Source organism: Virgibacillus sp. NKC19-3 (assembly GCF_019837165.1).
Classification (GTDB): Bacteria; Bacillota; Bacilli; order Bacillales; family Amphibacillaceae; genus Virgibacillus_L; species Virgibacillus_L saliphilus.
Genome location: NZ_JAGYHC010000001.1, coordinates 1,521,740 through 1,535,506 on the forward strand (window position 1 = coordinate 1,521,740; position 13,767 = coordinate 1,535,506).

Below are 13,767 nucleotides of genomic sequence, written 5' to 3' on the forward strand. Positions count from 1 at the left end.
TAAATTTATTCGTTAGAAAAATTACTATAGTAGGAGTGGAATAAATAATGGAACATCATCCCAAATTAAGTTGGTTAACAGATGTTAATGTATTTGCGGTTAACCGGGTTTCTGCGCATTCTGACCATACATATTACGAGACAATGAAAGAAGCACAAGAAAAAGGTCCAATGAATTTTCGTCATAGTTTGAACGGGACATGGAAATTCAGTTATGCTCCAAATCCAAAGAGCAGGATGGAGCGTTTTTATGAACAAGATTATGATTGTTCAGGGTGGGAAACAATCCAAGTTCCAGGGCATATACAACTGCAAGGTTACGGAAAGCCGCAGTATGTAAATACGATGTATCCGTGGGATGGGCATGAAGAGCTTCGACCACCGCAAATTTCAGAGAAACAGAATACGGTTGGAAGTTATGTGAAGCATTTTGAAGTTCCACAATCTATGAAGGAACAACCATTATTTGTATCTTTTCAAGGTGTCGAAACGGCGTTTTATGTATGGTTAAATGGCAAATTCGTCGGCTACAGTGAAGATAGTTTCACACCAGCTGATTTTGAACTTACTTCATTTTTGAAAGCCGGTAAAAATAAACTTGCCCTTGAGGTCTATCAGCGTAGCACTGGTAGTTGGCTTGAGGATCAGGATTTCTGGCGTTTTTCTGGCATTTTTAGAGATGTGTATTTGTATACAAAGCCTGCAACTCATGTAGAGGATCTCCATGTAACAACAAATTTGAATGACTCGTATACAAAGGCTGACTTACATGTTGAGCTGAATTTGTCTGGGGCAGCCGATGGTGTAAAAGCTAAAGTTTCACTGAAGGATGCAACCAATCAAGTTGTCGTTGATGTCGAAAAGGAACTTTCAAATTTGAAGGAAATATTGACCTTACATATAAACAAACCTGAGTTATGGAGTGCAGAAAACCCATATCTGTATCAAGCTTATATTCAACTCTATGATCAGTCGGGTGAGTTGATTGAAGTTATTCCGCAACAGGTAGGGTTTAGACGTTTTGAGATGAAAAATAGTATCATGCATATAAATGGCAAACGAATTATTTTTAAAGGTGTCAACCGTCATGAATTTAATTGTTACCATGGTAGGTCAGTAACAAAAGAGGATATGCTTTGGGATATTAAAACGTTGAAACAACATAATATTAATGCAGTCCGAACGTCCCATTATCCGAACAAAACCGAATGGTATGAACTTTGCGATCGATATGGAATCTATGTTATTGATGAAATGAATTTGGAGACACATGGAACCTGGCAAAAAATGGGTGATGTAGATCCATCCTGGGTGATCCCCGGAAATAATGATGAATGGCAAGATATTGTAATGGATCGTGCTATTTCAATGTATGAAAGGGATAAAAATCACCCATCTATTTTAATTTGGTCATGTGGGAATGAGTCATATGCAGGGGAAGTCCTCTTGAATATTGCAAACTATTTTAGAGAAGCAGATCCAAGTCGATTGGTTCATTATGAAGGTGTGTTTCATAACCGGGACTATAATGATACAAGTGATATGGAAAGCCGAATGTATGCCAAACCAAATGAAATTGAGAAATATTTGTCCAATAATCCTGACAAACCTTATATTAGCTGCGAATATATACATGCAATGGGCAATTCGCTTGGAGGTATGAAAAAATATACGGACTTCGAACGAAAATATCCAATGTATCAAGGTGGATTTATTTGGGATTACATTGATCAGGGGATAGTCAAAGAGAATCGCTATGGTGAGGAGTATATTGCATTCGGCGGAGATTTTAACGATCGACCTACAGACAACAATTTTTGCACGAATGGTATTGTTTATGCTACTCGCGAACTCTCTCCGAAAATGCAGGAGGTCCGTTTTTTATACCAAAATATAAAACTGGAACCTGACCGTACTGGTGTTAAAATAATTAATGACAATTTGTTCACGGATACAAACCAATTTATATTAAAATATAGTATTAGTTATGAAGGTAATGAGATATTTAGTGATGAGAAAGAAGTGAATGTAGCACCTGAAACCGAAGAATATATTAAATTAGACTTTCCTTCTGACTTCCATGAAAAGGGTGAATATGTCATCCTTACATCCTTTATATTAAAGGATAAAACACTATGGGCAGATAAAGGTTTTGAGGTGGCCTTTGGAGAATATGAATTCGAGAATGGCAAACAACCTTTTGTTATTCCAGAAGGCAAAGTTGAGGTTGTTACGGGTGATGTTAATATTGGTGTGCATGGTGAGCATTTCAGCACCATTTTTTCGCGAACTACCGGTTCATTGATCTCACTCAACTATTCAGGAACAGAAATGATGAAGCACGCTCCAGCACCATTATTTTGGCGGGCTTTAACTGATAATGATCGTGGCAGCCAAACTGGTTTTAAAAATGGTAGCTGGTATATAGCAAGCCTGTTTCAAAAATGTACAGATATTAAAGTAGTAAAGGAAGACAAGCATCATGCAATGATAGTCGCTGAATATGAAATGTCTATCCATCCCGATGTAAAAGTTACGATTGCTTATACGGTTTATGCGGATGGTACTTTGAAAGTAAATTTATCATACCAAGGTGTAAAAGGTTTGCCGAATATGCCTTTATATGCAGTATCATTTAAAATTCCAGCTGATTATGACCAATTGGATTGGTATGCCAAAGGCCCGGAAGAAAATTATATAGACCGCTCGAATGGTGCCAAGCTATGCAAATTCAAAAATAAAGTAGTCGACAATATAGCACCTTATGTTATACCACAGGAGTCCGGGAATAGGACGGGAGTTCGTAAAGTTGATATAACAAATAATGAAAATTACGGTATAAGGATAGCAGGTGTCGATAGGCCACTGGAATGTAATGTTTCTCCATATACTGCGTTTGAATTGGAAAATGCCTATCATCGTTATGAACTGCCTAACGTCCATTATACAGTGGTTACTGTTATAGGTAGACAAATGGGAGTTGGTGGAGATGATAGTTGGGGTGCACCTATTCATGATGAGTTTCTAATTAAAGCAGAAGAAGATCATCAATTTGAATTTTTTATAGCACCGATTTATTAGATACTTTGGAAGTTAGCAAGAATAGATAGGTATAAATTAATAACACAAAAGTAAAAAACAGACCCTAATTCATCAAAGTTTTGATGAATTAGGGTCTTTCTTATTATAGAATCGATTTTCCCATCATAAAAATGAACCATAGACAGCAAACGTTTTTAAAAGCAGGTGACTACAATGATAATCAAAACAAGAACCCTCTTCTACACTATAACGATAATATTCTTCCTAACCAGCTTCATTGGAATGTTATTCTACGGATATAAAACATTTTACATCGAACCAACGAATGCTACGTCTAAAAGTTACACGCATCATTTCGCATTAATAGCGGAAGAAACTGAAAACGATTATTGGCGATTAATAGAACAAGGGGCAAAAGAGGCAGCAGCAGAAAATGATATTTTCTTGGAATATGTAGCACCACAAAAAGCGGATAATGATCAGTTACTAAGGTTATTTGACCGAATGATAGCCGCCAAAGTCGATGGTATTATTGTTCAAGGGGTTGAAGAAGAGCGTTTTGTAGATCTTGTGCATAAAGCGACTGAGCGCGATATACCAATAATCACAATTGATACGGATGTGAAAAGCAGTGCCCGGAAGGCCTATGTTGGAACGGATAATTTCTATGCTGGCGAACTTGCTGGGAAAACAATTATCGAAAATACAGAAGGGAAACAATTTGTAGGGATTATTACTGGAAGGTTTGAAGCAATCAATCAGCAAGAGCGAATGGCTGGTTTTCAATCAGCTATTGCGTCTGAACCCCGTGTTCAAATTGTGGCTAAAGAGGAATCGAATATTACCGAAATTGGTGCTACACAAGCAACCTACGCATTACTTAAGGAAAATCCCAAAGTCAATGCTTTAGTTGGATTGAGCGCACTTGATGGGGTAGGGATGGTAGAAGGGTTGCAGGAAATTGCGCCAAATAAAGAGATGTATATTACTGCTTTCGATGTTTTACCGGAAACATTGAATCTGATTCGAAAGAATGAAATTAATGCAACTATTGAGCAGTACCCCCATGAAATGGGGTTTGATTCTGTAGAGGTGTTGATTGACTTACAAAAACAGGATCTTTTGGAAAATCAAATTTTCACAGATACCGGGGTTATAGAAAAACAAGATTTGTCTAAAATTCATGGTGAAAGTCAATGAAGACAATCCGCGGAAAACTATTAGTCTATTTCTTTGCATTCGTTCTTTTATTTCAAGTCACAGCGGTGTCTATTTTTGTAAGTTCCAATGAATTAACGAACAGTTACGATGATAGCTTTCAACGTTTTCTATTATTAAACGCCATTTCTCAAAAATCAGAGGAGTTATATATGCACACGGGGATGTATGTAACCAATGCGAAAGCTATGAATGAAATAGATTACTTTAAAACGAAAAATAGGTTAGAAAACGAAATTGAACAGCTTGAAAATGCCTTTGATGATAGCAATGCAATAGAAATAAAAAATTATATCAATTTAATAGAGTCTTTTATGCATGAGAGTGAGCTTACTGTTGGTTTTGTTCTACAAGATGATATTGAAAATTATACATATCACTTGGAAGAAACAAGAATAGCTTCTGAATATATTCAAGCATCTACGTTAGAAATAATAGATGTTGAATTAACAGCATATCAAGCCCTTTATCAGGATTTACAATTGCGCAATGAACATTTTATGCTTTTTATTATTTTTCTGTTTATTACAACGGTTATGTTAGCCATATGCTTTGCATTATGGTTCTCCAAAGGGATAACTCAACCCATTCATAAATTGGCTTATGCGGCAAAAGAAGTATCAGAAGGCAATTTACTTGGAGAACCGATAAACATCCAATCAACCGATGAATTAAAGTTGCTTGGTGATACGTTTCATAATATGCGTTCGAATATACATGGATTAGTTGAAGAGATAAAAGATCAGTCTGAATTGGATCAACTTGTCAAAGAAATGGAGTTAAAACACCTGCAGAATCAAATGAACCCACATTTTTTATTTAATACATTAAATACCATTTCAAAGATGGCTTACTTAGAGGATGCTAAATCAACCTCGAGGCTCATTGATGCGGTGGCAGGCCTGCTTCGGCATAATTTAGGACAGATGGATACAACAATTTCATTAAGGAATGAAGTAGAGGTAGTAAAGAACTATTTTCATATTCAAAAAATACGTTTTTCTGAACGGATCCGATTTGAATGGAACATTGATGAGAATTGCCTGGAGATCGAGGTGCCAAGGCTGATCTTGCAGCCATTGGTTGAAAATGCTTTTATACATGGAATTGAGGAAAACGAGAATGGAGGCGCTATCACATTACAAATTTATGAATTGACGGAAAATATCATAATAGAAGTTCAGGATGATGGGGCTGGGATGAAGCAGGATACTGTTAAACGGCTATTGTCTTTATCTAATTTGGAAGAAGTGCATGTGGGTCATTCGACAGGGATAGGCTTAACGAACGTCATTCGACGACTTCAGTTACATTATCAATTGGATCATGTGGTGGAGATTGAATCGGAACAAGGGGAAGGGACGACAATTCGGTTGGTGTTACCTAAAAAATAACAACGGAGAGGATTCGTATGCACATATTGATTGCAGAAGATGAATTATTGGAGCGAAAAGCATGTAAGAAATTCATTGAAGACAACTTTCATCATATGCTTGTTGTCGGAGAGGCTGAAAATGGAAGGAAAGCTATTGAGTTAGCTGAGAAGACCAATCCGGATATTATTTTTATGGATATCAAGATGCCAGGTATTGATGGGTTAACGGCCATTAAGGAGATCCACAAGTCTCAACCACAGACCAAATTTATATTGCTTTCCGCCTATGATTCGTTCGACTATGCGAAAGAAGCGATGCGGTTTGGGATTAAGGATTATATTTTAAAACCTGGGAAAAGGGAAGAAATGATGAAAACAATAGAACGGGTGGAAAGAGAAATTGAAGAGGAACAGGAGAAAAGAAGAAAAGAAAGTGCACTTTTGAAGGAAAAATTTATAATAAAATTGATGCAACCTGCCTCCTTTGATGAAGAGATGATCGAACTACAAAAAGCGTTATTTCCTGACATGAAAAGTGGCTGTTTTTTCGTGATAAAGCCAACGGTTGATAATCATCTAGAATCTATTAAGAACGCTATTAAAGCAATGATTTCACATTCTACTATAGTACTTCAAACCCGGGAAGTTACGGTTATATGTATGATTGCACCAACGATACTTGAAAAGTCAGCGATATTAACATTAGCTAGAAAGCTAAATTATGAACTTGATGACAAGCTGTTCATTGGAATGGGTTTTCCATACATTTCTTTAGATAATCTCTCGAAATCCTATTTTGAAGCATATGAGGCTTGTTTACTTCTAGCTTCAGAGAACAACAGAAAATACGGATTCCTTCAAACAAATCATTCACGACGAAATGAAGAAAGTCCTATTACTCAAATAGGTCATATGGTTGAAAAGGGACATAGTAATGGTGCAAAAATGTATTTTAAAAAATATCAGGAAACGCTGACAGATAGTGAAAAAGAAGCACTGTATATGGAGCTAAAAATGATATTCACGACGCATGATATTGCTATGCCTAGATATTCATTTACTTCACTGCAAACGGATCAGGATTGGTACTCCTTTCTTCATTTATGCTGTATGAAACTAAGTGAATTTCATCAGTCGAAACAATATGGTTTTCAGGCAAGAAAATACATCCTTGCGCATTTCGCAGAAACAATAACATTGGAAAATGTTGCAGCTTCCGTGAATTTAAGTCCGAATTATTTATCGAATCTGTTTAAGCAGGAATTCGGGGAGACCTTTATTGATTTTGTAACAAAGGTTCGTTTGCAAAAAGCAAAAGAATTAATGGAGCTTAATTGGTATTCCTTAAAAGAAATTAGTTTCATGGTCGGGTATAATGATCCAAATTATTTTAGTCGAGTTTTTAAAAAATATTATCATGAATCTCCGAAGCAGTTTCAACAAGGTATCTTTGAAAAGTGAAGAAAAACGTAAAATAATACAGTTTATTTCACCCATGAAATGGCTTCACTTTTTTTATAATAGATAATGGGAGTGATATCAATAAGAGGGGGAGTTATTCGTGAAGAAAGTATATGGGATAGTCATATTTGTTGCACTTGTACTCTTGATAGCTGCATGTAGTGCGGATTCGTCAGGTGACATGGAATCAGACGGTGGTTCGGATGAAAATGAAAGCAGCGATAGTTCAAGTGGTGAAGTGGAAATCTTCAGTTGGTGGACTGGAGCTGGAGAAGAAGATGGATTACTTGCATTTATTGATTTATTCGAAGAGAAACATCCGGACATTACGGTTGAAAATGCAGCAGTAGCTGGCGGTGCGGGAACGAATGCCAAAGCAGTGCTGGCAACACGAATGCAAGGAAATGATCCGCCATCAACATTTCAAGTACATGGTGGCGAGGAACTGAACAAAAGTTGGGTTGCCGCAGATAAAATGGAGCCATTAAATGATTTGTTTGAAGAAAATGAGTGGATGGATAAATTTCCTGAAGAATTAATTGAGCTAGTAAGTGAGGGTGATGACATTTACTCTGTACCTGTAAATATTCACCGTGGGAATGTTTTCTTCTATAATATGGAAATATTTGAAGAGAATGATATTGAGGTACCTACATCTTTTGATGAATTTTTTGCCGCGGCGGAGCAATTAGAGGAAGCTGGTATAACCCCAATCGCATTAGGCGACAAAGAATCATGGCCTGCAACACAGGTTTTTGAAAACATTCTCTTAGGTGTCTTAGGGCCAGATGATTACCAAAATCTTTTTGCAGGTGAAATTGAATTTGATGATGAACGGGTTGTGGAAGCGATAGAAATCTTCGGGCAAATGCTTGATTATGTGAACGAGGATCATGCATCCCGTAATTGGCAAGATGCTGCTCAGCTTGTCGCAAGTGGTGAAGCTGCGATGATTAATATGGGCGACTGGGCAAAAGGCTATTTTGCAAATGATTTGGATTTGGAAACAAATGAAGACTTTGGGTATTTTCCATTTCCGGATACGGATGGTGAATTTCAGGTAATCACGGATACATTCGGATTACCAAAAGGGGTGGAGAACACAGAAGAAGTTGAGAAATTCTTGACAGAATTTGGATCCGTAGAAGGTCAGGATACGTTCAACCCTTTAAAAGGGGGAATTCCTGCTCGAGTAGATGCCGATCCGGAAGAATATGATGAATACGGGAAAGATGCAATGGAAGATTTCACGAATTCCAGATTAGTACCAAGTCTCGCACATGGATCAGCGGCATCGGAAGGATTTTTAACAAAAGCGAATCAAGCTGTAAACATATTTGTGACACAAGGAGATATTGATAATTTTATTCAAGCGTTAGAAAACGCAGCACCTGAGATGTAGTGAATAATTTTCTAGGAGGCTGTCTCTTGACGGCCTCCTATTCATTAAGCCTTAATGTCAGGAGGGTATGTATGGCGAAAGGTACACAGATAAAGAACAAGCGAAAAATTTCAAAAGATCAATGGACAGCGATATGTTTTTTGATTCCATCCCTTTTTCTTATTCTTGTTTTTGTTTATGGGTTTATCGGGTGGACGGGATATGTTTCGTTAAGTAATTATAATTCACTGGTACCGGATTTTTCATTTGCAGGACTAAAAAATTATATCTATTTATTCCAGGATTTCAGGTTCCAGTCGGATTTGCGTAATACATTATTTTTCACTATTTTCTTTATTGGTATGGTTATTGTAATGGGGCTGGGCTTAGCCATATTAATCGATCAGAAGCTAAAAGGGGAAACGATTTTCCGTAATATTTTTCTATTTCCGATGGCTTTATCTTTTGTCGTTACGGGAGTTGTATGGCAATGGTTACTGAATCCTTCTACCGGATTTAATCAGTTTTTACAGGTGTTTGGAATCCAACCAAAATGGTATACGGATACAAATATTCTGGCAGGTTTTGAGTGGGGAAATATTGAATTTGGTTTACCAATTGCTATTATAGCGGTGGTTATTGCTGCAGTATGGCAAATGACAGGCTTTTCCCTAGCAATGTATTTAGCCGGATTGCGCGGAATCCCGGACGAACTACGCGAAGCGGCTCGTATGGACGGAGCAAGTGAGTTTCAAGTTTATCGAAAAGTTGTTTTGCCTATGCTTCTGCCAATTACAATGAGTGTTGTTATTATTATGGCACATATTTCCCTGAAAATATTTGATTTAATTTATGCGATGACAGGTCCAGGTGCTAATTTCGTTACCGATGTACCTGGCGTTTATATGTTTGAAACCACGTTTAGAGGAAATTATTATGCGAATGGCGCTGCGATAGCCATTATCATGTTACTCCTAGTGGCAGTATTTATTGTTCCATACTTATGGAGCAACAGAAAGGGTGATCGTTAATGGCGTCAGTTCCTTTTGGTAAAATAATTAAATATGCTTTGTTAATCTTTTTTGCGGTTATTTTTTTAATGCCTGTTTACGTGATTATTGTTACAAGTTTAAAGCCACTCGATGAAGTTTCGTTAGAGAGCATGTGGGCATTGCCGACATCGATAGATTTTAGTTCTTACGGGGCAGCTATTTCGCAATTAGCCCCGAATTTTATGAATAGTGTTTACTTGGTTGTACCTGCAACCTTACTTTCAGCACTGCTTGGTGCGATGAACGGTTATGTTTTGTCAAAATGGAAGTTTAAGGGAGCTAATACGCTATTTACATTGATTTTATTTGGCATGTTTATTCCTTATCAGAGTATTTTAATCCCAATGATCCAATTTTTACGAACGATAGAATTATATAATACGATCCCGGGCTTGATTCTCGTACATGTTGTATATGGTCTGCCAATTACAACATTGATGTTCCGGAATTTCTATGCAAATATTCCTGATTCCATGATTGAGTCAGCGAAGATAGATGGAGCCAGTTTCCTGGGGGTATTTAGGCATATTATTATTCCACTGTCAATTACAGGGTTTGTTGTTGTGGCGATCTGGCAATTTACGAACATATGGAATGAATTTTTATTTGCAGTCACGGTTACGACTTCAGATAAACAACCAATTATGGTAGCCTTACAAAATCTATCCGGAAGTCAAATGGTAGAATGGAACGTACAAATGGCAGGGGCGTTAATTGCCGCAATGCCGACATTGCTTGTGTATATATTTCTAGGGAAATATTTTGTGCGTGGGCTTTTGGCAGGGTCTGTGAAGGGGTAGGTTGGAAAGTTATTATGATGCGCTGTTTGGTTTTCAATGATGCAGTATTTTTAATGGGCCATTTGGATATTACTTTTAAAGGTTGGAATAACTTGAGGATTGTGATTAAGTTCCAAGAAGTAGGAGGGAGAAAGCCCTCCTACTTCTCTACAATATTTCTTTATAATTTTTGATAACTTCATCTGTATATGCTTTAAGTGATTTTAAGGCTTCTCCAGAAATTAGGTCATTTTCCAGTTGGTGATCCAGTAACGTTTTAAAACCATTTAAATGATTGAGGGTCTTATCCTTTTTTCCTTGCTCAACATAATGTTCAATAGCTGTTAAATGCGTCTTTAACGCATGAAGAGTGTCGCTACCTGAAAGTTCCCTTTTGAGATCCAAATGATGTAAAGCTAACTGAAGATCAGCTACAGTTAAATTCTCACTTAAATAACCCGCACTATACCTCAGGCTTTCATCTGCTCCCGGTGTTTGTATAGTGTAATAGATCCTTCCTGCTTCATCTCCCAAGTCCAGATTTTCAAATGTTACGGCTTCATCATCTTCCTTTGCTTTTTTTTCAGCTAGTACGTCTTTCGTTTCTAAAGATTTATATAATCTTACAACTTGGTCTTTTTCAACATTTTCAATAGTGACTTCATCATTTGCACCTTCATTATTTTTAGCTGACGCGAAATGCATCATAAGATTTTCGGTCTTAGGTGTTTTTTCGCTTTCGAATAGTTGCCACTCATTAATACGAATAGCTTCCCATGGTGATGAACCACTGTTATGAATTTGTAATTTAAATTCACTGGAAGTAACTGGTTCGTCTAAAACAATATCTGTTATTGCATCTTCATTATCTGTTATTCTTTCTGCACTTGTCCATTCACCATTTTCTGTTTTGTAAAGAAGTTCAAAATCCACTGTATTCATATTTTTTTCTTCTCCGCCTGATTCAGCATGTTCAACTCTCCATCGACGGATTGTTTTCTCTTCCCCCATATCTATTGTTATATATCCTTCTTGTTCATCAGTTGCTGCCCATTTAGTACTTGATAATCCATCTAAAGCATTAGAAGCTGGTTCCGTAGTATTTTCAAATGAAACATCTGTAACATTAGCATTTAACGCCACATTTGGTGAAGGAGGATTCTGGTCATATTCTGTTGCATCAATATCCAGCCCCCAATCAAAGTTGGTTGTTGCTGTCTTCCCACGTTCAAAAGTTTCATTAACAGGCACAACTTTAAGTGTTGTTATATTATCACTAGAGGCGTTTTCCTCCGTTCTGGTGATATTGGGTGTATAAAAATGATTATTTGGAGTAACACCTAAAAGTTTATCATCTCCTTGTGCGTTTTCTTGATAAACTTCATAATGTTGTACATCCTCTTTTGGAGTCCAACTTAAACGAGCTTCTGCTTCATCAGCAGTTTTTAACATTTTTTCTTCTACTTTAGCATCTTCGAGTACTGCAATAGGACTTTCCTCATCATACAGAGAGATTTGTCCTAAATTAATGGAATAATCATCTATTTCATCTGTATTTTTGATATTTAAACTTACGGCGTAAGCTGTTTTGCCAGCGTCTTCGCCTAAATCAAGTTCAATTGTTTCCCAGTTCTTCTTATTATCTGGTAGTGGATAATAGGTCATATCTTCTTTTGAATAATCTTCATTATACGCTACACCTAATGAAACATCAGCTCCTGGCTTATTTTGATAAACTAGACGTATTTTTGTTGAATTTTTAATGGAAAGGTCTGTGCTATATAACATAATGTCATTCTCAGAATTTGCTTCAAGATCTCCAGTGAATTTTAAAGAATTTCCGCCATTGTAGGCCTTTTCAAAGTCGTATTCACTATTTAAGTTGCTTCCTTCTCCTCGAATCCACCAGCGCCATGTTGGCATAATATCTTGAATAGAACGATTATTCCATTCTTGCGAACTTACTTCTTTCCCGTTTGCGTAATATTTTTTACCATGACCGCTATTGAAATTACTAGTAAAGGGTTTACTTTGGATAACCGATGAATCGGTAGCAAACCGAGCCATCCCTTTCCAATCTTCTGAGTCATTTGCTAATGAAGGGTCACCTTGTGGTCCAGTCCAAAGATAATTTTCCTTATTATGAAAATCAGCTGGGTTATCTGCCATCCCCATTGTAGAATTAGGCGTGTACAAAGCAATGGAAACTTTAGATTGGTCCTGATCATTTAGTAGTGCATCAGTATTTATTTTTGTGTTATAGGAATTCTGCTGTAGTTCAAAACCAGCATAAGCATTATAAGGCGAGTGATCATGCTTGTTCATCGTTGAAACAGTTGTATCAATTTCATTGATTCCCCAATTATAATTCAAAAAGAATTCATCAACTGCATAAGCGCCATCCTCAGCCCGTTCCACATACATGTCATTTATTTCATTCACGGCATTCTGATATGAGATGGTGCCGTCGTTAGCTTGAGAATCATACCAGTTAATATTCAAATCTGAGTTACGTTTAAGATATCGCATCATCTCATTCATCTGTGTTGCTGTTTCTTTATTAACACCTGAAGTTTCCTGATTAAAAAAATAACCATCAAAACCATAGTATTGTGCTATTTCTATCATTTTTTCGGCAACAGGAAACGATCCATCTTCTGCTTGTTGAGTAAAATCTTCAATCTCAGCCAAGGTTTCTGGTGAACCTGGCCCCCAAGGAAAACCTATTGAAGCATATACAGGGACTCCATTTCGATGGGCTGCGTCTACAATATCTGGTGATGGTAATGCGAATACACCTTCTTTGTTAGGAGCACCTGGCCAATATATATAAGATTCTAGAAGTTGCCAGTTGTCAAAGGCATATACATTAAAATCATTACTACCTACAGAACTTGATAAATCATGGTCTATCGTCGTAATGGCTGCTGACGTAATACCAACATCATGGTTTGCTAATGGATTAACTTGGTGACCTTTAAATCTTTCCTTGTTTAACGATATACTGGATTGATTCAATTTTGCATCTGGATCATCATTAGGCGACCACTTCAAAAGTGATTCAACATTAAAAGCCGGAGCTACTGGTTGTAAGCTCAATTCATTCTTATACCTTTCATTGATGGCACCGCTTTCATCTCCTTCAGCAAATATAACAGTTGATGTAGAAAAGGTTATTAATGTTAATAAAGTAATTGAAATAATAAAATGATAGTGTTTCAAATTATTTTTGAACATAATATACTCCCTCATAGTAATGTTATAAAAAAATATTCTGTTTTCTGATCACTTCTTAAACACTGGTTTTAGGAAAATTACTGTGGAGCTATACGGCGATTAGAATAAGAAATATTCTAATTACAAATAATCCATTCTAAGGAGCAAATTAGTTTAAGCATACCTTATTCCTCCACATTACTTATCGTTGATCATCTCCTTAGCATATAAGTTTATAAAACTG

General features: G+C 36.8%; 8 protein-coding genes. 7 read left to right on the forward strand and 1 reads right to left on the reverse strand.

The window, feature by feature from the left end:
* Nucleotides 1-47: 47 nt before the first annotated feature.
* From lacZ to KFZ56_RS07450, 7 genes are all read left to right on the forward strand, one after another.
* Nucleotides 48-3,080, forward strand: coding sequence for a beta-galactosidase, LacZ type (gene lacZ / locus KFZ56_RS07420; protein WP_255584915.1), 3,033 nt, complete (start codon nucleotides 48-50; stop codon nucleotides 3,078-3,080).
* Nucleotides 3,081-3,254: 174 nt separating this feature from the next.
* Nucleotides 3,255-4,241, forward strand: a complete 987-nt coding sequence (locus tag KFZ56_RS07425) for a sugar-binding protein (protein WP_222641245.1) — start codon at nucleotides 3,255-3,257, stop codon at nucleotides 4,239-4,241.
* Complete coding sequence (locus tag KFZ56_RS07430; protein ID WP_222641247.1) at nucleotides 4,238-5,653, forward strand: sensor histidine kinase; 1,416 nt, start codon at nucleotides 4,238-4,240, stop codon at nucleotides 5,651-5,653. Before KFZ56_RS07425 ends, KFZ56_RS07430 begins: the two co-directional genes overlap by 4 nt.
* 17 nt (nucleotides 5,654-5,670) lie before the next feature.
* On the forward strand, nucleotides 5,671-7,095 hold the full coding sequence (locus tag KFZ56_RS07435; protein WP_222641249.1) for a response regulator transcription factor: 1,425 nt from the start codon (nucleotides 5,671-5,673) through the stop codon (nucleotides 7,093-7,095).
* Nucleotides 7,096-7,195: 100 nt separating this feature from the next.
* A complete protein-coding gene (locus tag KFZ56_RS07440; protein WP_375540667.1) occupies nucleotides 7,196-8,497 on the forward strand; it encodes an ABC transporter substrate-binding protein in 1,302 nt (433 codons plus the stop codon).
* 71 nt (nucleotides 8,498-8,568) lie between these two features.
* Entirely contained in the window at nucleotides 8,569-9,507 is a 939-nt protein-coding gene (locus KFZ56_RS07445; RefSeq protein ID WP_222641251.1) for a carbohydrate ABC transporter permease, read from the forward strand.
* A complete protein-coding gene (locus tag KFZ56_RS07450; protein ID WP_222641253.1) occupies nucleotides 9,507-10,328 on the forward strand; it encodes a carbohydrate ABC transporter permease in 822 nt (273 codons plus the stop codon). Before KFZ56_RS07445 ends, KFZ56_RS07450 begins: the two co-directional genes overlap by 1 nt.
* A gap of 147 nt (nucleotides 10,329-10,475) precedes the next feature.
* Here KFZ56_RS07450 and KFZ56_RS07455 read toward each other — a convergent pair whose 3' ends face one another.
* Nucleotides 10,476-13,544 (reverse strand): endo-beta-N-acetylglucosaminidase, encoded by a 3,069-nt coding sequence (locus tag KFZ56_RS07455; protein WP_222641255.1) that lies wholly within the window; start codon nucleotides 13,542-13,544, stop codon nucleotides 10,476-10,478.
* Nucleotides 13,545-13,767 lie beyond the last annotated feature (223 nt).